This is a genomic window from Pseudomonas sp. CAN1, from assembly GCF_030462585.1.
Classification (GTDB): domain Bacteria; phylum Pseudomonadota; class Gammaproteobacteria; order Pseudomonadales; family Pseudomonadaceae; genus Pseudomonas.
Genome location: NZ_JASMRU010000003.1, coordinates 13,341 through 32,875, shown reverse-complemented (window position 1 = coordinate 32,875; position 19,535 = coordinate 13,341). Strand labels below are relative to the sequence as shown.

Sequence of the window (19,535 nt, the reverse complement as noted above, 5' to 3'; positions counted from 1 at the left end):
GAGCGCCGGGGGCTTTGACGAAGCGGAGCTATGGATCAGATCTGCGATTGCAGATAGTTCTCCAGGCCCATCTTCTGGATCAGACCGAGCTGCTGCTCCAGCCAGTACGCGTGGTCTTCCTCGGTATCGGTCAGCTGCACGCGCAGGATGTCGCGGGTGACGAAGTCCTTGTGCTTCTCGCACAGGGCGATGCCCTTGGCCAGGGCGGCGCGTACGTGGCGCTCCAGCTTCAGGTCGGCTTCCAGCATCTCCGGCACGGTCTTGCCCGGGTGGATGTCGTCCGGGCGCATGCGCGGGGTGCCTTCGAGCAGCAGGATGCGGCGCAGCAGTGCGTCGGCGTGCTGGGTTTCCTCTTCCATTTCATGGTTGAGGCGCTCGTAGAGCTTGGTGAAGCCCCAGTCCTCGTACATGCGCGAGTGGATGAAGTACTGGTCGCGAGCGGCCAGCTCACCGGTCAGCAGCGTGTTGAGATAATCGATAACCTCGGCGTGGCCTTGCATCAGCCTTCTCCCTGGGACGTGACAGCGAATTAAACGGCGCTATGGTCGCGACTGGCCATGACCGAGGTCAAGCACCGGAAACACAACCGCCCTCCGAAGAGGGCGGCTGGTGGTGCGTTTTGAGCTTAGTCGAGCTTCAGACCCAGCGCCTTGGCGACGCCTTCGCCGTAGGCCGGGTCGATCTGCAGGAACAGGCCGAGTTGGCGACGCTGGATGCTTTCAGGCACGCCCGCCATGTCACCGGCGATGTTCTCGTACAGACGCTGGCGCTGGGCTTCGTCGAACAGGCGGAACAGCGCGGCGGGCTGGCTGAAGTAGTCGCCGTCGACGCGGTGGTTCCAGTGATCCGCGCTGCCTTCCAGGGTCAGCGGCGGCTCGGAGTAATCCGGCTGCTCCTGCCACTGGTTGAAGCTGTTCGGTTCGTAGGTGACGGTCATGTCGCCGTTGTTGCCGTCCACCCGCATGGCGCCGTCGCGGTGGTAGATGCGCGGGTTGTTGCGCGCGGCGTTCACCGGGATCTGGTGGTGGTTCACGCCCAGGCGGTAGCGGTGCGCGTCGCCGTAGGAGAACAGGCGGCCCTGGAGCATCTTGTCCGGCGAGAAGCCAATACCGGGGACGATGTTCGCCGGGCTGAAGGCGGACTGCTCGACCTCGGCGAAGTAGTTCGCCGGATTACGGTTGAGCTCGAAGTAGCCCACTTCGATCAGCGGGTAGTCGCCGTGCGGCCAGACCTTGGTCAGGTCGAACGGATTGAAGCGGTAGGTCGCCGCTTCCTTCTCCGGCATCACCTGCACGTACATCTTCCAGCGCGGGAAATCACCGCGCTCGATGGCGTCGTAGAGGTCACGCTGCGAGCTTTCGCGGTCGGCACCGACCAGCTTGGCAGCTTCTTCGTTGCTCAGGTTCTCGATGCCCTGCTGAGTCTTGAAGTGGAACTTGACCCAGAAGCGCTCGTTGCCGGAGTTGATGAAGCTGAAGGTATGGCTACCGAAGCCATGCACGTGACGGTAGCTGCGCGGCAGGCCTCGGTCGCCGAAGTCGATGGTCAGCTGGTGCAGCGCTTCTGGCAGGTGCGAGAAGAAGTCCCACTTCAGCGTGGCGTTGCGCAGGTTGGTGCGCGGATCGCGTTTCACCACGTGGTTCAGGTCGGGGAATTTCAACGGGTCACGGAAGTAGAAGACCGGGGTGTTGTTGCCCACCAGGTCCCAGTTGCCTTCCTCGGTGTAGAACTTCATGGCGAAGCCGCGGATATCGCGCTCGGCATCCGCCGCACCGCGCTCGCCAGCCACGGTGGAGAAGCGCAAGAACAGCGGGGTCTGCTTGCCGACCTCGGAGAACAGCTTGGCGCGGCTGTACCGGGTGATGTCGTGGGTGACGGTGAAGGTGCCGTAGGCGGCGGAGCCTTTGGCATGCATGCGGCGCTCAGGAATCACTTCGCGATCGAAGTGCGCCAGTTTCTCCAGAAACCAGACGTCCTGCAGCAGCATCGGGCCCCGCGGGCCGGCGGTCTGGACGTTCTGGTTATCGGCGACCGGCGCTCCGGCAGCGGTCGTCAGGCGGGTGTTGTCGCTCATCGTTACTCTCCTCAACGGCGGGGTGTTCGAAGGCCGGCGGATCACCATGGCGGTGAGCGCGGCCCGACATCCCAATCGGACAATTAAGCGCCTCCATCGGCTTGGTGGCTGTTGATCCAGCTCAGCAAGCAGTAGAAGTCGACGTCGTTAAGGATCGGTGACAAGGGCATGGATCAGCCAATTAATTGATTCGGGCTGATCGATAGAGAAAAACTTTTCAATAGGCGATAAAAAACCGGGCACAAGGCCCGGTTTCTTATAAGTAAGGGGTAAACCTTACTCTGCAGCTTCTACTGCTTGGCCGCCAACAGCGCGGTCAATCAGTTCGACGTATGCCATGGGGGCATTGTCGCCGGCACGGAAGCCGCACTTCAGGATGCGCAGGTAGCCGCCCGGACGGTTGGCGTAGCGCTTGCCCAGTTCGTTGAACAGCTTGCCTACGGCTTCTTTCGAACGGGTACGGTCGAAAGCGAGACGACGGTTGGCAACGCTATCCACTTTAGCCAGGGTGATCAGCGGCTCGGCAACGCGACGCAGTTCCTTGGCCTTGGGCAGGGTGGTTTTGATCAGTTCGTGTTCGAAGAGCGACACAGCCATGTTCTGGAACATAGCCTTGCGGTGCGCGCTGGTGCGGCTCAGGTGACGACCACTTTTACGATGGCGCATGGTTCAATTCCTTTCCAAACTTTACGTTCGGTAGCTACGACGATCAGGCAGTAGCCTTGTCGTCTTTCTTGAGACTTGCCGGCGGCCAGTTGTCGAGGCGCATACCGAGGGACAGACCGCGAGAGGCCAGAACGTCCTTGATTTCGGTCAGGGACTTCTTACCCAGGTTCGGCGTTTTGAGCAGCTCTACTTCGGTGCGCTGAATCAGGTCACCGATGTAGTAGATGTTCTCTGCCTTCAGGCAGTTGGCCGAACGGACGGTCAGCTCAAGGTCATCGACCGGACGCAGCAGGATCGGATCGATCTCGTCTTCCTGCTCTTCAACAACAGGCTCGCTGTCGCCTTTGAGGTCCACGAACGCTGCCAGCTGCTGTTGCAGGATGGTAGCGGCGCGACGAATAGCCTCTTCAGGGTCCAGGGTGCCGTTGGTTTCCAGATCGAGGACCAGCTTGTCCAGGTTGGTACGCTGTTCGACACGGGCGTTCTCGACCACGTAGGCAACACGACGTACGGGGCTGAACGAGGCATCGAGCTGAAGACGGCCAATGCTACGGCTTTCGTCTTCATCGCTCGAGCGGGCATCAGCCGGCTCGTAGCCACGGCCACGAGCGACTTTCAGCTTCATGTTCAGCGCGCCGTTATCGGCCAGGTGGGCGATAACATGGTCACCGTTGACGATCTCGACATCATGATCCAGCTGAATATCGGCAGCGGTCACCACACCCGAGCCCTTTTTCGCCAGGGTCAGCGTCACTTCGTCACGACCGTGCAGCTTGATAGCCAGGCCTTTCAGGTTGAGCAGGATCTCGATGACGTCTTCCTGTACACCTTCGATGGCGGAGTACTCGTGGAGTACGCCGTCGATCTCGGCCTCGACTACTGCGCAGCCGGGCATGGAGGACAACAGGATGCGACGCAGCGCGTTGCCCAGGGTATGGCCGAAACCACGCTCGAGGGGCTCGAGGGTGATCTTGGCGCGGGTTTGGCTGACCACCTGCACATCGATGTGGCGGGGGGTCAGGAACTCATTTACCGAACTCTGCATGGATGCACCTATTTTCTAGCCCTTACTTGGAGTAGAGCTCGACAATCAGGTTTTCGTTGATGTCGGCGGACAGATCGGCACGAGCCGGGACACTTTTGAAGGTGCCAGCTTTCTTGTCGGTGTCCACGTCGACCCACTCAACGCGACCGCGCTGGGCGCACAGGTCCAGAGCTTGGGCGATACGCAGCTGGTTCTTCGATTTCTCGCGAACAGCAACCACATCACCAGCTTTGACCTGGTAGGACGGTACGTTTACGGTCTGACCGTTGACGCTGATGGTCTTGTGGGACACCAGCTGACGGGATTCGGAACGAGTGGAACCGAAGCCCATACGGTAGACGACGTTGTCCAGACGGCACTCAAGCAGCTGCAGCAGGTTTTCACCTGTGGAGCCCTTGCGGCGGGACGCTTCCTGATAGTAGCCACGGAATTGACGTTCCAGAACGCCGTAGATGCGGCGAACTTTTTGTTTCTCGCGCAGCTGCAGACCGTAGTCGGACAGGCGACCACGACGCTGACCATGCTGGCCGGGAACTTGTTCTGCCTTGCACTTCGAGTCGAGGGCACGAACGCCGCTCTTCAGGAAGAGGTCAGTGCCTTCGCGGCGGGACAGTTTGCACTTGGGACCAATGTAACGAGCCATTTCTCACTGTCTCCTATTACACGCGACGCTTTTTCGGCGGACGGCAGCCGTTATGCGGGATCGGGGTTACGTCGGTGATGCTGGCGATCTTGTAACCGCAGGCATTCAGCGCACGAACAGCCGACTCGCGACCCGGGCCCGGGCCTTTGACGTTTACGTCAAGGTTCTTCAGACCGTATTCCAGAGCAGCCTGGCCGGCACGCTCGGCCGCTACCTGGGCAGCGAACGGGGTGCTCTTACGCGAGCCGCGGAAGCCCGAACCACCGGAGGTAGCCCAGGACAGAGCGTTGCCCTGACGATCAGTGATGGTAACGATGGTGTTGTTGAAGGACGCGTGGATATGCGCGATCCCGTCGACCACCGTCTTTTTGACTTTCTTGCGAGGACGAGCAGCAGGTTTTGCCATGACTAGATTCCTAAGCGATTACTTGCGGATCGGCTTACGCGGGCCCTTACGGGTGCGCGCGTTGGTCTTGGTGCGCTGACCGCGAACCGGCAGACCACGACGATGACGCAGACCGCGGTAGCAACCGAGGTCCATCAGACGCTTGATGTTCATGTTGATTTCGCGACGCAGGTCACCTTCGGTGGTCAGCTTGGCCACCTCGGTACGCAGCGAATCAATCTGCTCTTCGCTCAGCTCTTTGATCTTTACAGCCGGGCTGATGCCGGTGGCTGCACAGATGCTCTGTGCGGTAGTGCGACCAACACCATAGATGTAGGTCAGCGAGATAACAGTGTGCTTGTTATCCGGAATGTTTACGCCTGCAATACGGGCCATTCAGAAAAACTCCAATTGACAGCTACCCGGCGCCCAGGGAGCCAAGAAAGGGCGCGGATATTAGCGCTGTAAAAACAAATAATCAACCCGGCAGCACACTAGCTGCCGGGTTATAACGCGTGGTTCACACTCAGCCTTGGCGCTGCTTGTGACGCGGCTCCGAGCTGCAGATCACACGAACGACGCCTTCGCGACGGACGATCTTGCAGTTACGGCACAGCTTCTTAACCGATGCACGAACTTTCATCAGTGACTCCTCGAACCTTACGGGTCAGCGCAGCAGACCGCTGCCATAGCCCTTCAGGTTGGCTTTCTTCATGAGGGATTCGTACTGGTGCGAAACGAGGTGCGATTGTACTTGAGCCATAAAGTCCATCACAACCACGACCACGATCAGCAACGAGGTCCCGCCAAGGTAGAACGGTACGTGGGCAGCTACGACCAGGAACTGGGGCAGCAGGCACACAGCCGTCATGTACAGGGCACCGAACATGGTCAAACGGGTCAGAACGCCATCAATGTAGCGAGCCGACTGTTCGCCCGGACGAATACCCGGAATAAATGCACCGGACTTCTTGAGGTTTTCCGCCACGTCCTTCGGGTTGAACATCAGCGCTGTGTAGAAGAAGCAGAAGAAAACGATCCCTGCACTAAACAGCAGAATGTTCAGCGGCTGACCAGGAGCGATCGCTTGCGCGACGTCCTGCAGCCAACCCAGGCCTTCCGACTGACCGAACCAGGCACCCAGGGATGCCGGGAACAGCAGGATGCTGCTGGCGAAGATCGCAGGGATTACACCCGCCATGTTCACTTTCAGCGGCAGATGGCTCGTTTGGGCGGCAAACACCTTGCGACCTTGCTGGCGCTTGGCGTAATGCACGGCGATACGACGCTGACCACGCTCGATGAACACCACGAACGCGATGATGGCCACGGCCAGCAGGCCGATGGCGATCAGGGCGAAGATGTTGATGTCACCTTGACGCGCGGACTCGAAGGACTGACCGATTGCTCGGGGCAGGCCTGCGACGATACCGGAGAAGATCAACATGGAGATGCCGTTGCCGACACCCCGCTCGGTGATCTGCTCACCCAGCCACATCATGAACAGTGCACCCGCCACGAAGGTGGTGACCGACACGAAGTAGAAGCCGAAGTCGTTGGAGAAGGCCACGCCCTGGCTACCCAGACCAATGGACATGCCAATGGCCTGGACGAGTGCCAGGACGAGAGTTGCGTAGCGGGTGTACTGGCTGATCTTGCGACGCCCAGACTCACCCTCTTTCTTCAACTGCTCCAGCTGCGGGCTGATAGCGGTCATGAGCTGCATGATGATCGATGCCGAGATGTACGGCATGATCCCCAGTGCAAAGATACTCATGCGCTCCAGCGCGCCGCCGGAAAACATGTTGAAGAGGCTAAGAATGGTCCCCTCGTTCTGCCGGAACAGTGCCGCCAAGCGATCGGGGTTGATGCCCGGGACTGGGATATGCGCGCCGATCCGATAGACGATGATCGCCAGGAACAGGAAACGCAGACGTGCCCAGAGCTCGGACAAACCACCACCGTTGCTCAGCGCAGAGAGAGCACCTTGCTTAGCCATTTAGTCCTCGATTTTGCCGCCAGCTGCTTCGATAGCCGCACGAGCGCCCTTGGTGGCGCCGATGCCTTTCAGGGTGACTGCGCGAGTAACGTCGCCCGACAGCATGACTTTCACACGCTGTACGTTCTGGTTAATCACGTTGGCATCCTTCAGGGACTGCACGGTTACGACATCACCCTCGACCTTGGCCAGTTCGGAAGTGCGCACTTCTGCGCGATCCATGGCTTTCAGCGAGTTGAAGCCGAACTTCGGCAGACGACGGTGCAGCGGTTGCTGACCACCCTCGAAGCCCGGAGCGATGGAGCCACCGGAGCGGGAGGTTTGACCTTTGTGACCACGGCCACCAGTCTTGCCCAGACCGCTACCGATGCCACGGCCCGGACGGTGCTTTTCGCGACGGGCACCCGGCGCGGAACGCAGATCGTTCAGTTGCATGGATTAACCCTCCACACGCAGCAGGTAGTAGGCCTTGTTAATCATGCCGCGGTTTTCAGGAGTGTCCTGAACTTCGACGGTGTGATTAATGCGACGCAGGCCGAGGCCTTTGACGCAAGCCTTGTGATTGGCCAGACGGCCGTTCAGGCTCTTGATCAGGGTAACTTTGACAGTTGCCATGGTTAGAGAATCTCCTCGACGCTCTTGCCACGCTTGGCCGCTACCGACTCAGGGGACTGCATGTTCTTCAGGCCCTTGAAGGTTGCGTAGACCACGTTCACCGGATTGGTGGAGCCGTAGCACTTCGCCAGAACGTTCTGCACACCAGCAACTTCCAGGACAGCGCGCATGGCGCCGCCGGCGATGATGCCGGTACCTTCGGAAGCCGGCTGCATGTACACCTTGGAGGCGCCATGGGCGGACTTGGTCGGGTACTGCAGGGTAGTGCCGTTCAGATCAACCTGGATCATGTTGCGGCGAGCAGCTTCCATTGCCTTCTGGATAGCGGCAGGCACTTCCCGCGCCTTGCCACGACCGAAGCCAACACGGCCCTTGCCATCGCCAACCACGGTCAGCGCGGTGAAGGCGAAGATACGGCCACCTTTTACGGTTTTGGCGACGCGGTTCACTTGAACCAGCTTCTCGATGTAGCCTTCGTCGCGCTTTTGATCGTTGTTTGCCATAACTTAGAACTCCAGACCGCCTTCACGAGCGGCATCAGCCAGGGCCTTGATACGACCGTGGTACTTGAAGCCAGAACGGTCGAACGCCACCTGAGTGACGCCGGCAGCCTTGGCGCGTTCCGCGACCAGTTGACCAACTTTCTTGGCTGCGTCGACGTTGCCGGTGGCAGCTTCGCGCAGTTCTTTGTCCAGGGTCGAGGCGCTGGCCAGGACCTTGCCGCCGTCGGCTGCAATGACCTGGGCGTAGATGTGCTGGGAGGAGCGGTACACGCAGAGGCGTACGGCTTCCAGTTCGCGCATCTTCAGGCGAGCCTTGCGAGCGCGGCGCAGACGGGTTTCTTTCTTGACGCTCATTTGCTATGCCCTACTTCTTCTTGGCTTCTTTACGAAGGACGACTTCGTCGGCGTAACGCACGCCCTTGCCTTTGTACGGCTCCGGCGGACGGAAGTCGCGGATTTCCGCGGCAACCTGGCCGACCAGCTGCTTGTCGATACCCTTGATCAGGATGTCGGTCTGGCTGGGGGTTTCCGCGACGATGCCGGCAGGCAGTTCGTAATCAACCGGGTGGGAGAAGCCGAGAGCCAGGGACAGCACTTGGCCTTTGGCCTGCGCCTTGTAACCAACACCAACCAGCTGGAGCTTGCGCTCGAAGCCCTGGCTGACGCCGATTACCATGTTGTTGACCAGAGCACGGGTAGTACCGGCCATGGCACGGGTCTGCTGGTCGCCGTTACGCGCAGCGAAACGCAGCTCACCGTTGTCCTGAATGACTTCGACGGACGGATGTACTTTCAGCTCGAGAGCGCCTTTGGCACCCTTGATCGAAAGTTCCTGACCAGCCAGCTTGATTTCAACGCCAGCGGGCAGAATGACGGGGTTCTTAGCAACGCGAGACATGCTGATTCCCCTTAGAACACAGTGCAGAGCACTTCGCCACCGACGCCAGCGGCACGGGCAGCACGGTCAGTCATCACACCTTTGTTGGTGGAGACGATCGAAACGCCCAGGCCGCCACGAACTTTCGGCAGCTGGTCTACGGATTTGTACTGGCGCAGGCCAGGACGGCTGATTCGCTTCACTTCCTCGATGACAGGCTTGCCTTCGAAGTACTTCAGCTCGATCGACAGCAGAGGCTTGGCCTCGGCGGTGACTTGGAAATCCGCAATGTAGCCTTCGTCCTTGAGGACTTTGGCGACTGCCGCTTTCAGCTTGGAAGACGGCATGCTCACGACGGTCTTCTCAGCCATCTGGGCATTACGGATGCGAGTTAGCATGTCTGCTAACGGGTCCTGCATACTCATGGGCTTAATGCTCCTGATACAAAAGATAAGCCTTCAACTTCACAACTCGCCCTCAAAACGCCGGACGAACTAAAACCCGGACTCGGGGGAGCCGGGTATTCTAGAGATCGCTTAAAAACGAATCAAGCCCCACATGGGGGCTTGCTTCGCAAAGCGATCAACGGAGTCGTTGCCGACCCCGTCTAGCACTTACCAGCTGGCTTTCACCAGGCCCGGTACGTCACCGCGCATTGCTGCTTCACGCAGCTTGTTACGGCTCAGGCCGAACTTGCGGTAGTAACCGTGCGGACGACCGGTCAGGCGGCAACGGTTACGCAGGCGGCTGGCGCTCGCGTCACGCGGTTGCTTCTGAAGGGCGACCTGGGCATTCCAACGGTCTTCTGCGGAAGTGCTCGGATTAGCGATGATCGCTTTCAGCTCGGCACGCTTTTTGGCGTACTTGGCTACCGTTTGCTGACGCTTCAGCTCACGGTTCTTCATGCTCTCTTTAGCCATGGTCCTACTCCAATCAGTTGCGGAACGGGAATTTGAAGGCGCGCAGCAGTGCACGACCCTCATCATCCGAACGCGCGGTGGTGGTCAGAGTGATATCCATACCGCGGAGGGCATCGATCTTGTCGTAATCGATTTCCGGGAAGATGATCTGCTCTTTGACGCCCATGCTGTAGTTGCCACGGCCGTCGAAGGACTTGGCGTTCAGACCGCGGAAGTCACGAACGCGCGGCAGAGAGATCGACAGCAGACGGTCCAGGAACTCGTACATGCGATCGCCACGCAGGGTGACTTTCACGCCGATCGGCCAGCCTTCACGAATCTTGAAACCAGCGATGGACTTACGAGCGTAAGTCACAACCGGCTTCTGACCCGCGATCTTTTCCAGATCAGCTACGGCGCTCTCGATGACTTTCTTGTCGCCGACAGCTTCGCCAAGACCCATGTTCAGGGTGATTTTGGTAACGCGCGGAACTTCCATCACGTTCGCCAGCTGAAGCTCTTGCTTCAGCTTGGGAGCGATTTCCTTCCGATAAATTTCTTTCAATCGTGCCATGGTGATCTACCTAGCTCCCTCAAGCCTGAACCGGTTTCTGGGTCGACTTGAAGACACGAATCTTCTTGCCGTCTTCGACTTTGAAACCAACGCGGTCAGCCTTGTTGGTTTCAGCGTTGAAGATGGCGACGTTGGAGACGTGCAGAGGCGCCTCCTTCTCGACGATCCCGCCTTGCTGGTTGAGCATGGGGTTGGGCTTGGTGTGGCGCTTGACCAGGTTCACACCACCAACGACCAGACGGTCATCAGCCAGAACCTTGATCACTTTGCCACGCTTGCCCTTGTCCTTGCCGGCAATGACGATGACTTCGTCGTCACGACGAATTTTTTGCATGACGGCTACTCCTTACAGCACTTCTGGGGCAAGGGAGACGATCTTCATGAACTTCTCAGTACGAAGTTCACGAGTCACGGGCCCGAAGATACGGGTGCCGATCGGCTCCTGCTTGTTGTTCAGCAGGACGGCGGCGTTGCCGTCGAAGCGAATGATGGAACCGTCGGTACGACGTACGCCGTGCTTGGTGCGAACGACCACGGCAGTCATTACCTGGCCCTTCTTCACCTTGCCACGCGGAATTGCTTCCTTGACGGTGACCTTGATGATGTCGCCAATGCCGGCGTAGCGGCGGTGGGAACCGCCGAGCACCTTGATGCACATTACGCGACGCGCGCCGCTGTTATCAGCGACTTCGAGCATGGATTGAGTCTGAATCATCTTCTATCTCCGATCCTTAGACTTCAACCGCGCGCTCGACGATATCAACCAGAGTCCAGGCCTTGGTCTTGGCCAGAGGACGGGTCTCGCGAATGGTGACCAGGTCACCAATGCGGCACTGATTGGTTTCGTCGTGGGCGTGCAGCTTGGTCGAACGCTTCACGTATTTGCCGTAGATCGGGTGCTTTACGCGGCGCTCGATCAGAACGGTGACGGTCTTGTCCATCTTGTCGCTGACGACGCGGCCAGTCAGCGTACGGACGGTTTTCTGAGCTTCAGCCATGATTACTTACCTGCTTGCTGGTTGAGCACAGTTTTCACGCGAGCGATGTCGCGCTTAACCTGCGAGAGCAGGTGAGACTGCCCCAACTGGCCAGTTGCTTTCTGCATGCGCAGATTGAACTGGTCGCGCAGCAGGCCGAGCAGTTGCTCGTTCAGCTGCTCAACGGATTTTTCACGAAGTTCATTCGCTTTCATCACATCACCGTCCGCTTAACAAAGGAGGTGGCGAGCGGCAGCTTTGCAGCAGCCAGGGCGAATGCCTCACGCGCCAGCTCTTCGGATACACCCTCGATCTCGTACAGGACCTTGCCCGGTTGAATCTGGGCTACCCAGTACTCGACGCCGCCCTTACCTTTACCCATACGTACTTCCAGGGGCTTCTTGGTAACAGGCTTGTCGGGGAATACGCGAATCCAGATCTTGCCGCCACGCTTAACGTGACGGGTCAGCGCACGACGTGCGGACTCGATCTGACGCGCGGTGAGACGGCCGCGGCTGGTTGCCTTGAGGGCGAACTCGCCGAAGCTGACTTTGGAACCGCGATGAGCCAGGCCACGGTTGTGACCGGTCATTTGCTTGCGGAACTTCGTACGCTTAGGTTGCAGCATTTGCGTACTCCTTACTTAGCAGCTTTTTTACGAGGAGCGGGCGCTACAGGCTTCAGCTCTTCCTGGCGGCCACCAATGACCTCGCCTTTGAAGATCCAAACCTTCACACCGATCACACCGTAGGTGGTGTGCGCTTCGTAGGTTGCATAGTCGATGTCGGCACGCAGGGTGTGCAGGGGCACACGACCTTCGCGATACCATTCGGTACGAGCGATTTCAGCGCCGCCCAGACGACCGCTTACCTGGATCTTGATGCCTTTGGCACCAATGCGCATGGCGTTCTGTACAGCGCGCTTCATGGCGCGACGGAACATAACGCGACGCTCCAGCTGCTGAGCTACGCTCTGCGCAACCAGCATACCGTCGAGCTCCGGCTTGCGGATCTCTTCGATGTTGATGTGCACCGGCACACCCATTTGCTTGGTCAGGTCCTGACGCAGTTTCTCAACATCTTCACCTTTCTTGCCGATCACGATGCCGGGACGAGCGGTGTGGATGGTGATACGTGCAGTCTGAGCCGGACGATGGATGTCGATACGGCTGACGGACGCGCTTTTTAGTTTGTCTTGGAGATACTCACGTACCTTCAGGTCGGCAAACAGATAATCGGCGTAAGTGCGCTTATCTGCGTACCAAACGGAGGTGTGCTCCTTGACGATACCCAGGCGGATGCCATTGGGATGTACTTTCTGACCCATCTGATCGACTCCGTTACTTGTCCGCAACCTTGACAGTGATATGGCAAGACCGCTTGACGATGCGATCAGCACGGCCTTTGGCACGCGGCATGATGCGCTTGAGCGAACGACCTTCGTTGACGAAGACGGTGGAGACTTTGAGATCGTCTACATCGGCGCCTTCGTTGTGCTCGGCGTTGGCAACGGCCGACTCCAGCACTTTCTTCATGATCTCGGCGGCTTTCTTGTTGCTGAAAGCCAGGAGGTTGAGCGCGTCGCCCACCTTCTTCCCGCGGATCTGGTCGGCGACCAAGCGGGCTTTCTGGGCGGAGATACGAGCGCCCGAGAGCTTAGCGGCTACTTCCATCTTCCTTACCCCTTAACGCTTGGCTTTCTTGTCCGCAGCGTGCCCACGATAAGTGCGGGTAGCAGCGAACTCGCCGAGTTTGTGACCGACCATATCTTCGTTGACCAGAACGGGCACGTGTTGACGGCCGTTGTGGACAGCGATGGTCAGACCAACCATGTGCGGCATGATCATAGAACGGCGCGACCAGGTCTTGATCGGCTTGCGGTCGTTCTTTTCCACCGCCACTTCGATCTTCTTCAGCAGGTGAAGATCGATAAAAGGACCTTTTTTCAGAGAACGTGGCACTGTCGTATCCCTCTATTTACTTGCGGCGACGGACGATCATGTTGTCGGTACGCTTGTTCGCGCGAGTCTTCTTACCCTTGGTCTGAAGACCCCACGGCGACACCGGATGACGACCAGCAGAGGTACGACCTTCACCACCACCGTGCGGGTGGTCGACCGGGTTCATGGCAACACCACGAACGGTCGGGCGAACGCCACGCCAGCGTTTGGCACCGGCTTTACCCAGCGAACGCAGGCTGTGCTCGGAGTTCGAGACTTCACCCAGGGTCGCACGGCAGTCAGCCAGGACTTTGCGCATCTCACCGGAACGCAGACGTACGGTTACGTAGGCACCTTCACGGGCAACCAGCTGAGCCGAAGCGCCAGCGGAGCGAGCGATCTGAGCGCCTTTGCCAGGCTTCAGTTCGATACCGTGGATGGTGCTACCAACCGGAATGTTGCGCAGCGGCATGTTGTTGCCGGCCTTGATCGGAGCGCCGATACCGGAGATCAGTTGATCGCCAGCCACCACGCCTTTGGGGGCGATGATGTAACGACGCTCGCCGTCCGCGTATTTCAGCAGAGCGATGTGAGCAGTACGGTTCGGATCGTATTCGACGCGTTCAACGATGGCAGGAATGCCATCCTTGTTGCGACGGAAGTCGACCAGACGATAGTGCTGCTTGTGACCACCACCGATGTGGCGGGTGGTGATGCGACCGTTGTTGTTACGGCCGCCCGACTTGGACTTCTTCTCGAGCAGGGGAGCGAACGGAGCACCTTTGTGCAGGTCCTGGTTCACTACCTTGACGACGAAACGACGACCAGCGGAAGTCGGTTTGCATTTAACGATTGCCATGATGCACCCCTTTACTCAGCGCCAGCTGCGAAATCGAGATCCTGGCCCGGCTGGAGAGCGATGTACGCTTTTTTCCAGTCGTTACGCTTGCCCAGGCCGCGAACGGTACGCTTGGTCTTGCCCTGAACGTTCAGGGTGGTGACGCGACGTACTTTCACGCCGAACAGGCTTTCTACGGCCTTCTTGATTTCCAGCTTGGTTGCATCAGTGGCAACCTTGAAAACGAATTGGCTGTTGCCGTCCGCCAGGCCAGTGGCCTTCTCGGAGATATGCGGGCCCAGCAGCACTTTGAATACGCGTTCCTGGTTCATGCCAGCAGCTCCTCGAACTTCTTCACGGCGGACACGGTGACCAGCACCTTGTCGTAGGCGATGAGGCTGACCGGATCGGAAGCCTGGACGTCACGTACATCGACGTGGGCCAGGTTGCGAGCTGCCAGGTACAGGTTCTCATCGACGCCTTCGGTGACGATCAGTACATCTTTCAGGCCCAGGCCTTCCAGCTTGCTGACCAGACCTTTGGTCTTCGGTGCGTCGACAGCGAAGTCGGCAACGACAACCAGACGGTCCAGACGAACCAGCTCGGAGAGGATGGAGCGCAGAGCTGCGCGGTACATCTTCTTGTTGAGCTTCTGGGAGTGATCCTGGGGCTTGGCCGCGAAGGTCGCGCCGCCGCCACGCCAGATGGGGCTACGAATGGTGCCAGCACGAGCACGACCAGTGCCCTTCTGACGCCACGGCTTCTTGCCACCACCGGAGACTTCGGAACGAGTCTTCTGAGCCTTGGTGCCCTGACGGCCGCCAGCCATGTAGGCCACGACTGCCTGGTGAACCAGGGTCTCGTTGAATTCGCTACCAAAGGTACGCTCGGAAACCTCGATCGCCTGAGCGCCATTTACATTCAGTTGCATCTCAGCTTCCTCTCTTAACCGCGAGCCTTGGCTGCCGGACGCACCAGCACATCACCACCGGTAGCGCCGGGAACGGCACCTTTGACCAGCAGCAGATTGCGCTCTGCATCGACACGCACGACCTCAAGGGATTGAACGGTTACGCGCTCAGCACCCATGTGGCCCGACATTTTTTTGCCCTTGAACACTCGACCAGGAGTCTGGCACTGGCCGATGGAACCCGGGACGCGGTGGGAAACGGAGTTACCGTGGGTGTTATCTTGACCACGGAAGTTCCAGCGCTTGATGGTACCGGCGAAGCCTTTACCCTTGGACTCACCGGTAACGTCTACCAGCTGGCCTGCCTGGAACAGATCGACAGAGATGGAATCGCCTGCCTTGAACTCCTCTTCGCCCAGACGGAACTCCCACACGCCGCGACCGGCGGCGACATTCGCCTTGGCAAAGTGACCGGCTTGCGCCTTGGTCACGCGAGAAGCACGGCGCTCGCCAGCAGTTACCTGCACAGCGCGATAGCCATCGCTTTCTTCGTTTTTGAACTGGGTGACGCGATTCGGCTCGACCTCAATGACCGTGACCGGAATGGAGACACCATCTTCGGTGAAGATGCGGGTCATGCCGCACTTACGACCGACAACACCAATTGTCATCTTTAGAACCTCTTTAGTGTACGGGGCTTTCACCCGCTATGGCCGCCCATTTCAGAGCGTTACACGACCAATGCCGAAGGCATTAGCCGAGGCTGATCTGTACTTCGACGCCAGCAGCAAGGTCGAGCTTCATCAGCGCGTCGACAGTTTTGTCGGTCGGCTGAACGATGTCGAGAACACGCTTGTGGGTACGAATTTCGTACTGGTCACGAGCGTCCTTGTTGACGTGCGGGGAAATCAGCACGGTGTAACGTTCCTTGCGGGTCGGCAGAGGAATCGGACCACGCACCTGAGCCCCAGTACGTTTCGCGGTTTCCACGATTTCCTGGGTAGATTGGTCGATCAGGCGGTGATCAAAAGCCTTCAACCGAATACGGATTTGTTGATTTTGCATTTGACCTCAGACTCCAAGTTGCCATTCCCAACGGACGGACTCCGCCCGTTAAAAGGAGGCGCAATTGTACGGATGAGCCTGAAGGGTGTCAATATTTAACCAACTCAACGAAAAAGGGACCCCGAAGGGTCCCTTTTCCTGGAGCGGATCAGCGATTAYTCGATGATCTTGGCAACCACRCCGGCGCCAACGGTACGGCCGCCTTCGCGGATCGCGAAGCGCAGGCCATCTTCCATGGCGATCGGAGCGATCAGGGTGACAACCATTTTCACGTTGTCGCCCGGCATTACCATCTCAACGCCTTCCGGCAGTTCGCAGTTGCCGGTTACGTCGGTGGTACGGAAGTAGAACTGYGGGCGGTAGCCTTTGAAGAAYGGGGTGTGACGACCACCTTCTTCTTTGGACAGCACGTACACTTCGCATTCGAACTTGGTGTGCGGCTTGATGGTGCCCGGCTTGGCCAGAACCTGGCCACGCTCTACGTCTTCACGCTTGGTGCCACGCAGCAGAACGCCRACGTTCTCACCAGCACGACCTTCGTCGAGCAGCTTGCGGAACATTTCAACGCCGGTGCAGGTAGTTTTGGTAGTCGCCTTGATACCGACGATTTCCACTTCTTCCTGGATCTTGACGATGCCACGCTCAACACGGCCAGTTACCACGGTGCCACGGCCGGAGATCGAGAATACGTCTTCGATCGGCATCAGGAACGGCTTGTCGATGGCGCGCTCGGGCTCAGGRATGTACGAGTCCAGGGTTTCYACCAGCTTGCGCACGGCGGAAACGCCCATCTCGTTGTCGTCCTGGCCGTTSAGGGCCATCAGAGCGGAACCGATCACGATCGGAGTGTCGTCGCCCGGGAAGTCGTAGGTGTTCAGCAGATCGCGAACTTCCATTTCGACCAGTTCCAGCAGCTCGGCGTCGTCAACCATGTCRGCCTTGTTCAGGAACACGACRATGTAAGGAACGCCTACCTGACGGGACAGCAGGATGTGCTCGCGGGTCTGCGGCATGGGGCCGTCAGCAGCGGAGCAAACCAGGATCGCGCCGTCCATCTGGGCAGCACCGGTGATCATGTTCTTCACGTAGTCGGCGTGACCCGGGCAGTCTACGTGAGCGTAGTGGCGTACCGGCGAGTCGTATTCAACGTGAGAGGTGTTGATGGTGATACCACGAGCTTTCTCTTCCGGCGCGTTGTCGATCTGGTCGAAAGCGCGAGCGGAACCACCCCAGGTCTCGGAGCAGACCTTGGTCAGAGCAGCGGTCAGAGTGGTTTTGCCGTGGTCAACGTGACCGATGGTGCCGACGTTGACGTGCGGTTTGTTACGTTCAAATTTTTCTTTAGCCACGAGAGTAACCTCTTACTAAAAGAGCTGAATCAAGCTTGTTTTTTGGCCAGAGCTTCGACGACGTTCGCCGGAGCTTCAGCATACTTGGAGAATTCCATGGAGTAGCTAGCGCGACCCTGGGACATGGAACGCACGTCGGTTGCATAACCGAACATCTCGCCCAGCGGAACCTCGGCACGGATAACCTTACCGGAAACCGAGTCTTCCATCCCCTGAATCAGACCACGACGACGGTTCAGGTCACCCATCACGTCACCCATGTAGTCCTCAGGAGTCACCACTTCCACCTTCATGATCGGCTCCAGAACCTTGCCGCCGCCCTTCTGGGCCAGCTGCTTGGTCGCCATGGAAGCAGCGATCTTGAACGCCATCTCGTTGGAGTCGACGTCGTGGTAGGAACCATCGAAGACGGTCGCCTTCAGGCCGATCAGCGGATAGCCGGCAACAACGCCGTTCTTCATCTGCTCTTCGATGCCTTTCTGGATGGCCGGGATGTATTCCTTCGGAACCACACCGCCCACGACTTCGTTGGTGAAGACCAGGCCTTCGGTGATGTTGCCCTTGTCGTCCACGTCCGGAGTCGAGAAACGAATCCAGCAGTGACCGAACTGACCACGACCACCGGACTGACGAACGAACTTGCCTTCGATCTCGATGTTGTCCTTCGAGATGGTTTCGCGGTACGAAACCTGCGGCTTGCCGATGTTCGCCTCAACGCCGAATTCACGCTTCATGCGGTCGACGAGGATGTCCAGGTGCAGCTCACCCATACCGGAGATGATGGTCTGGCCGGTTTCTTCGTCGGTCTTGACGCGGAACGACGGGTCTTCCTGAGCCAGCTTGCCGAGGGCGATGCCCATCTTCTCCTGGTCAGCCTTGGTCTTCGGCTCAACGGCTACCGAGATTACCGGCTCCGGGAAGTCCATACGCTCGAGGATGATCGGCTTGTCGATGTCGCACAGAGTGTCACCGGTGGTGACGTCCTTCATGCCGATCAGAGCAGCGATGTCGCCAGCGCGTACTTCTTTGATCTCGTCACGCTGGTTGGCGTGCATCTGCACCATACGACCAACGCGCTCTTTCTTGCCTTTCACGGAGTTGATAACCGAGTTACCGGACTCCAGAACGCCCGAGTAGACGCGAACGAAGGTCAGAGTACCTACGAACGGGTCGGTAGCGATCTTGAATGCCAGAGCCGAGAACGGAGCATTGTCGTCAGCCGGACGCTCGTCTTTCGGAGCATCGTCGCCGTCGTCAATGTGATCCGGGTGGATACCCTGGATCGCCGGAATCTCGGTCGGAGCAGGCAGGAAGTCGATGACGGCGTCGAGAACCAGGGGCACGCCCTTGTTCTTGAACGACGAGCCGCAGACAGCCGGTACGATTTCGCAGGCGATGGTACGCAGACGCAGGCCAGCCTTGATCTCTTCGATCGACAGCTCACCCTCTTCCAGGTACTTGTTCATCAGCTCTTCGTTGGCTTCGGCAGCAGCCTCGACCATGTTGTTGCGCCACTCGGTGGCCAGCTCGACCATATCAGCAGGAATTTCTTCCTCGCGATAGGAAGTGCCTTTGTCGTCTTCGTTCCAGTAGATGGCCTTCATCTTCAGCAGGTCAACCTGACCCTGGAAGTCATCTTCTGCACCGATGGCCAGCTGAACCGGAACCGGGGTGTGACCCAGGCGGTTCTTGATCTGACCGACGACGCGCAGGAAGTTGGCGCCAGCGCGGTCCATCTTGTTCACGTAAACGATACGCGGAACGCCGTACTTGTTGGCCTGGCGCCATACGGTTTCGGACTGCGGCTCAACGCCGGAAGTGCCGCAGAACACAACGACGGCGCCGTCCAGTACGCGCAGGGAGCGCTCAACTTCAATGGTGAAGTCTACGTGGCCGGGGGTGTCGATGACGTTTACGCGGTACTTGTCGTACTGGCCGCGCGAACCTTCCCAGAAGGTGGTGATCGCAGCAGAGGTGATGGTAATACCACGCTCCTGCTCCTGCACCATCCAGTCGGTAGTGGCAGCGCCGTCATGCACCTCACCCATCTTGTGGCTGAGACCTGTGTAGAACAGGATCCGCTCGGTGGTGGTGGTCTTGCCCGCGTCAACGTGGGCACAGATACCAATGTTCCGGTAGCGGTTGATTGCTGTGTTACGAGCCATAAAGCCCTCGCA

The 19,535-nt window shown here is 58.7% G+C and carries 32 protein-coding genes; all 32 read right to left on the bottom strand.

Features of this window, described 5'->3' with window-relative positions; translation table 11 throughout:
- Positions 1–35: 35 nt before the first annotated feature.
- Complete coding sequence (gene bfr / locus QO207_RS05685) at positions 36–500, bottom strand: bacterioferritin (protein WP_015475340.1); 465 nt, start codon at positions 498–500, stop codon at positions 36–38.
- 125 nt (positions 501–625) lie between these two features.
- Entirely contained in the window at positions 626–2,074 is a 1,449-nt protein-coding gene (gene katA, locus QO207_RS05680) for a catalase KatA (RefSeq protein ID WP_301531541.1), read from the bottom strand.
- A gap of 276 nt (positions 2,075–2,350) precedes the next feature.
- The gene (gene rplQ / locus QO207_RS05675; RefSeq protein WP_015475338.1) at positions 2,351–2,740 is read right to left on the bottom strand and encodes a 50S ribosomal protein L17; all 390 of its coding nucleotides are present in this window, start codon (positions 2,738–2,740) and stop codon (positions 2,351–2,353) included.
- 43 nt (positions 2,741–2,783) lie between these two features.
- Positions 2,784–3,785 carry a DNA-directed RNA polymerase subunit alpha gene (rpoA, locus tag QO207_RS05670; RefSeq protein WP_009617182.1) on the bottom strand — a complete coding sequence of 334 codons (1,002 nt, stop codon included), beginning with the start codon at positions 3,783–3,785 and terminating at the stop codon, positions 2,784–2,786.
- A gap of 22 nt (positions 3,786–3,807) precedes the next feature.
- The gene (rpsD, locus tag QO207_RS05665; RefSeq protein ID WP_054906702.1) at positions 3,808–4,428 is read right to left on the bottom strand and encodes a 30S ribosomal protein S4; all 621 of its coding nucleotides are present in this window, start codon (positions 4,426–4,428) and stop codon (positions 3,808–3,810) included.
- A 16-nt stretch (positions 4,429–4,444) separates the two neighbouring features.
- The gene (rpsK, locus tag QO207_RS05660) at positions 4,445–4,834 is read right to left on the bottom strand and encodes a 30S ribosomal protein S11 (RefSeq protein WP_003093689.1); all 390 of its coding nucleotides are present in this window, start codon (positions 4,832–4,834) and stop codon (positions 4,445–4,447) included.
- 18 nt (positions 4,835–4,852) lie between these two features.
- The gene (rpsM, locus tag QO207_RS05655; protein WP_024767079.1) at positions 4,853–5,209 is read right to left on the bottom strand and encodes a 30S ribosomal protein S13; all 357 of its coding nucleotides are present in this window, start codon (positions 5,207–5,209) and stop codon (positions 4,853–4,855) included.
- A 130-nt stretch (positions 5,210–5,339) separates the two neighbouring features.
- On the bottom strand, positions 5,340–5,456 hold the full coding sequence (rpmJ, locus tag QO207_RS05650; RefSeq protein WP_045215308.1) for a 50S ribosomal protein L36: 117 nt from the start codon (positions 5,454–5,456) through the stop codon (positions 5,340–5,342).
- 24 nt (positions 5,457–5,480) lie between these two features.
- Positions 5,481–6,812, bottom strand: coding sequence for a preprotein translocase subunit SecY (gene secY / locus QO207_RS05645; RefSeq protein WP_024767080.1), 1,332 nt, complete (start codon positions 6,810–6,812; stop codon positions 5,481–5,483).
- The gene (gene rplO / locus QO207_RS05640; RefSeq protein ID WP_045215310.1) at positions 6,813–7,247 is read right to left on the bottom strand and encodes a 50S ribosomal protein L15; all 435 of its coding nucleotides are present in this window, start codon (positions 7,245–7,247) and stop codon (positions 6,813–6,815) included. It lies immediately after the preceding gene.
- A gap of 3 nt (positions 7,248–7,250) precedes the next feature.
- The gene (rpmD, locus tag QO207_RS05635; RefSeq protein WP_009617174.1) at positions 7,251–7,427 is read right to left on the bottom strand and encodes a 50S ribosomal protein L30; all 177 of its coding nucleotides are present in this window, start codon (positions 7,425–7,427) and stop codon (positions 7,251–7,253) included.
- A 2-nt stretch (positions 7,428–7,429) separates the two neighbouring features.
- A complete protein-coding gene (rpsE, locus tag QO207_RS05630; RefSeq protein WP_009617173.1) occupies positions 7,430–7,930 on the bottom strand; it encodes a 30S ribosomal protein S5 in 501 nt (166 codons plus the stop codon).
- A 3-nt stretch (positions 7,931–7,933) separates the two neighbouring features.
- Positions 7,934–8,284, bottom strand: a complete 351-nt coding sequence (rplR, locus tag QO207_RS05625) for a 50S ribosomal protein L18 (protein WP_017521897.1) — start codon at positions 8,282–8,284, stop codon at positions 7,934–7,936.
- A 10-nt stretch (positions 8,285–8,294) separates the two neighbouring features.
- Positions 8,295–8,828: a 50S ribosomal protein L6 gene (rplF, locus tag QO207_RS05620; protein WP_015475332.1), complete on the bottom strand. Its 534-nt coding sequence runs from the start codon at positions 8,826–8,828 to the stop codon at positions 8,295–8,297.
- Positions 8,829–8,839: 11 nt separating this feature from the next.
- A complete protein-coding gene (rpsH, locus tag QO207_RS05615; protein WP_015475331.1) occupies positions 8,840–9,232 on the bottom strand; it encodes a 30S ribosomal protein S8 in 393 nt (130 codons plus the stop codon).
- Positions 9,233–9,421: 189 nt separating this feature from the next.
- A complete protein-coding gene (rpsN, locus tag QO207_RS05610) occupies positions 9,422–9,727 on the bottom strand; it encodes a 30S ribosomal protein S14 (RefSeq protein ID WP_045215313.1) in 306 nt (101 codons plus the stop codon).
- A gap of 13 nt (positions 9,728–9,740) precedes the next feature.
- Positions 9,741–10,280 (bottom strand): 50S ribosomal protein L5, encoded by a 540-nt coding sequence (gene rplE, locus QO207_RS05605; protein WP_017521899.1) that lies wholly within the window; start codon positions 10,278–10,280, stop codon positions 9,741–9,743.
- Between the two features lie 19 nt (positions 10,281–10,299).
- Positions 10,300–10,614: a 50S ribosomal protein L24 gene (gene rplX / locus QO207_RS05600; protein ID WP_045215317.1), complete on the bottom strand. Its 315-nt coding sequence runs from the start codon at positions 10,612–10,614 to the stop codon at positions 10,300–10,302.
- Positions 10,615–10,626: 12 nt separating this feature from the next.
- Positions 10,627–10,995, bottom strand: coding sequence for a 50S ribosomal protein L14 (gene rplN, locus QO207_RS05595; protein ID WP_017521901.1), 369 nt, complete (start codon positions 10,993–10,995; stop codon positions 10,627–10,629).
- A 16-nt stretch (positions 10,996–11,011) separates the two neighbouring features.
- The gene (gene rpsQ / locus QO207_RS05590; RefSeq protein WP_009617165.1) at positions 11,012–11,278 is read right to left on the bottom strand and encodes a 30S ribosomal protein S17; all 267 of its coding nucleotides are present in this window, start codon (positions 11,276–11,278) and stop codon (positions 11,012–11,014) included.
- 2 nt (positions 11,279–11,280) lie between these two features.
- Positions 11,281–11,472, bottom strand: a complete 192-nt coding sequence (gene rpmC / locus QO207_RS05585) for a 50S ribosomal protein L29 (protein WP_003093720.1) — start codon at positions 11,470–11,472, stop codon at positions 11,281–11,283.
- The gene (gene rplP, locus QO207_RS05580) at positions 11,472–11,885 is read right to left on the bottom strand and encodes a 50S ribosomal protein L16 (RefSeq protein ID WP_009617163.1); all 414 of its coding nucleotides are present in this window, start codon (positions 11,883–11,885) and stop codon (positions 11,472–11,474) included. The genes rpmC and rplP overlap by 1 nt, the downstream gene beginning before the upstream one ends.
- A gap of 11 nt (positions 11,886–11,896) precedes the next feature.
- Positions 11,897–12,583: a 30S ribosomal protein S3 gene (rpsC, locus tag QO207_RS05575; protein WP_015475326.1), complete on the bottom strand. Its 687-nt coding sequence runs from the start codon at positions 12,581–12,583 to the stop codon at positions 11,897–11,899.
- 13 nt (positions 12,584–12,596) lie between these two features.
- The gene (gene rplV, locus QO207_RS05570) at positions 12,597–12,929 is read right to left on the bottom strand and encodes a 50S ribosomal protein L22 (protein ID WP_015475325.1); all 333 of its coding nucleotides are present in this window, start codon (positions 12,927–12,929) and stop codon (positions 12,597–12,599) included.
- Between the two features lie 12 nt (positions 12,930–12,941).
- A complete protein-coding gene (gene rpsS / locus QO207_RS05565; protein ID WP_017521902.1) occupies positions 12,942–13,217 on the bottom strand; it encodes a 30S ribosomal protein S19 in 276 nt (91 codons plus the stop codon).
- Between the two features lie 16 nt (positions 13,218–13,233).
- Positions 13,234–14,055 carry a 50S ribosomal protein L2 gene (gene rplB / locus QO207_RS05560; protein ID WP_024767388.1) on the bottom strand — a complete coding sequence of 274 codons (822 nt, stop codon included), beginning with the start codon at positions 14,053–14,055 and terminating at the stop codon, positions 13,234–13,236.
- Positions 14,056–14,066: 11 nt separating this feature from the next.
- A complete protein-coding gene (gene rplW / locus QO207_RS05555; RefSeq protein WP_015475322.1) occupies positions 14,067–14,366 on the bottom strand; it encodes a 50S ribosomal protein L23 in 300 nt (99 codons plus the stop codon).
- Complete coding sequence (gene rplD, locus QO207_RS05550) at positions 14,363–14,965, bottom strand: 50S ribosomal protein L4 (protein WP_017521904.1); 603 nt, start codon at positions 14,963–14,965, stop codon at positions 14,363–14,365. The genes rplW and rplD overlap by 4 nt, the downstream gene beginning before the upstream one ends.
- 14 nt (positions 14,966–14,979) lie before the next feature.
- Positions 14,980–15,615, bottom strand: coding sequence for a 50S ribosomal protein L3 (gene rplC / locus QO207_RS05545; RefSeq protein WP_024767389.1), 636 nt, complete (start codon positions 15,613–15,615; stop codon positions 14,980–14,982).
- A gap of 82 nt (positions 15,616–15,697) precedes the next feature.
- Positions 15,698–16,009, bottom strand: a complete 312-nt coding sequence (rpsJ, locus tag QO207_RS05540; RefSeq protein ID WP_003243886.1) for a 30S ribosomal protein S10 — start codon at positions 16,007–16,009, stop codon at positions 15,698–15,700.
- A 155-nt stretch (positions 16,010–16,164) separates the two neighbouring features.
- Entirely contained in the window at positions 16,165–17,358 is a 1,194-nt protein-coding gene (gene tuf, locus QO207_RS05535) for an elongation factor Tu (protein ID WP_054910987.1), read from the bottom strand.
- Positions 17,359–17,387: 29 nt separating this feature from the next.
- Positions 17,388–19,523: an elongation factor G gene (fusA, locus tag QO207_RS05530; RefSeq protein WP_301531540.1), complete on the bottom strand. Its 2,136-nt coding sequence runs from the start codon at positions 19,521–19,523 to the stop codon at positions 17,388–17,390.
- Positions 19,524–19,535: the final 12 nt, after the last annotated feature.

Bases quoted from the DNA above. Each gene is read 5' to 3' on its own strand.
- secY (WP_024767080.1), bottom strand. From the start codon at position 6,812: ATGGCTAAGCAAGGTGCTCTCTCTGCGCTGAGCAACGGTGGTGGTTTG.
- rplO (WP_045215310.1), bottom strand. From the start codon at position 7,247: ATGCAACTGAACGATCTGCGTTCCGCGCCGGGTGCCCGTCGCGAAAAG.
- katA (WP_301531541.1), bottom strand. From the start codon at position 2,074: ATGAGCGACAACACCCGCCTGACGACCGCTGCCGGAGCGCCGGTCGCC.
- rpmD (WP_009617174.1), bottom strand. From the start codon at position 7,427: ATGGCAACTGTCAAAGTTACCCTGATCAAGAGCCTGAACGGCCGTCTG.
- rpsH (WP_015475331.1), bottom strand. From the start codon at position 9,232: ATGAGTATGCAGGACCCGTTAGCAGACATGCTAACTCGCATCCGTAAT.
- fusA (WP_301531540.1), bottom strand. From the start codon at position 19,523: ATGGCTCGTAACACAGCAATCAACCGCTACCGGAACATTGGTATCTGT.
- rpsE (WP_009617173.1), bottom strand. From the start codon at position 7,930: ATGGCAAACAACGATCAAAAGCGCGACGAAGGCTACATCGAGAAGCTG.
- rplE (WP_017521899.1), bottom strand. From the start codon at position 10,280: ATGGCACGATTGAAAGAAATTTATCGGAAGGAAATCGCTCCCAAGCTG.
- rpsJ (WP_003243886.1), bottom strand. From the start codon at position 16,009: ATGCAAAATCAACAAATCCGTATTCGGTTGAAGGCTTTTGATCACCGC.
- rplP (WP_009617163.1), bottom strand. From the start codon at position 11,885: ATGCTGCAACCTAAGCGTACGAAGTTCCGCAAGCAAATGACCGGTCAC.
- rplR (WP_017521897.1), bottom strand. From the start codon at position 8,284: ATGAGCGTCAAGAAAGAAACCCGTCTGCGCCGCGCTCGCAAGGCTCGC.
- rplQ (WP_015475338.1), bottom strand. From the start codon at position 2,740: ATGCGCCATCGTAAAAGTGGTCGTCACCTGAGCCGCACCAGCGCGCAC.
- rpsC (WP_015475326.1), bottom strand. From the start codon at position 12,583: ATGGGTCAGAAAGTACATCCCAATGGCATCCGCCTGGGTATCGTCAAG.
- rplN (WP_017521901.1), bottom strand. From the start codon at position 10,995: ATGATTCAGACTCAATCCATGCTCGAAGTCGCTGATAACAGCGGCGCG.
- rplF (WP_015475332.1), bottom strand. From the start codon at position 8,828: ATGTCTCGCGTTGCTAAGAACCCCGTCATTCTGCCCGCTGGCGTTGAA.
- rplX (WP_045215317.1), bottom strand. From the start codon at position 10,614: ATGCAAAAAATTCGTCGTGACGACGAAGTCATCGTCATTGCCGGCAAG.
- rpmJ (WP_045215308.1), bottom strand. From the start codon at position 5,456: ATGAAAGTTCGTGCATCGGTTAAGAAGCTGTGCCGTAACTGCAAGATC.
- rpmC (WP_003093720.1), bottom strand. From the start codon at position 11,472: ATGAAAGCGAATGAACTTCGTGAAAAATCCGTTGAGCAGCTGAACGAG.
- rplW (WP_015475322.1), bottom strand. From the start codon at position 14,366: ATGAACCAGGAACGCGTATTCAAAGTGCTGCTGGGCCCGCATATCTCC.
- rplD (WP_017521904.1), bottom strand. From the start codon at position 14,965: ATGCAACTGAATGTAAATGGCGCTCAGGCGATCGAGGTTTCCGAGCGT.
- rplV (WP_015475325.1), bottom strand. From the start codon at position 12,929: ATGGAAGTAGCCGCTAAGCTCTCGGGCGCTCGTATCTCCGCCCAGAAA.
- rpsK (WP_003093689.1), bottom strand. From the start codon at position 4,834: ATGGCAAAACCTGCTGCTCGTCCTCGCAAGAAAGTCAAAAAGACGGTG.
- bfr (WP_015475340.1), bottom strand. From the start codon at position 500: ATGCAAGGCCACGCCGAGGTTATCGATTATCTCAACACGCTGCTGACC.
- rplB (WP_024767388.1), bottom strand. From the start codon at position 14,055: ATGGCAATCGTTAAATGCAAACCGACTTCCGCTGGTCGTCGTTTCGTC.
- rpsQ (WP_009617165.1), bottom strand. From the start codon at position 11,278: ATGGCTGAAGCTCAGAAAACCGTCCGTACGCTGACTGGCCGCGTCGTC.
- rpsD (WP_054906702.1), bottom strand. From the start codon at position 4,428: ATGGCTCGTTACATTGGTCCCAAGTGCAAACTGTCCCGCCGCGAAGGC.
- rplC (WP_024767389.1), bottom strand. From the start codon at position 15,615: ATGACAATTGGTGTTGTCGGTCGTAAGTGCGGCATGACCCGCATCTTC.
- rpsN (WP_045215313.1), bottom strand. From the start codon at position 9,727: ATGGCTAAAGAGAGCATGAAGAACCGTGAGCTGAAGCGTCAGCAAACG.
- rpsM (WP_024767079.1), bottom strand. From the start codon at position 5,209: ATGGCCCGTATTGCAGGCGTAAACATTCCGGATAACAAGCACACTGTT.
- rpoA (WP_009617182.1), bottom strand. From the start codon at position 3,785: ATGCAGAGTTCGGTAAATGAGTTCCTGACCCCCCGCCACATCGATGTG.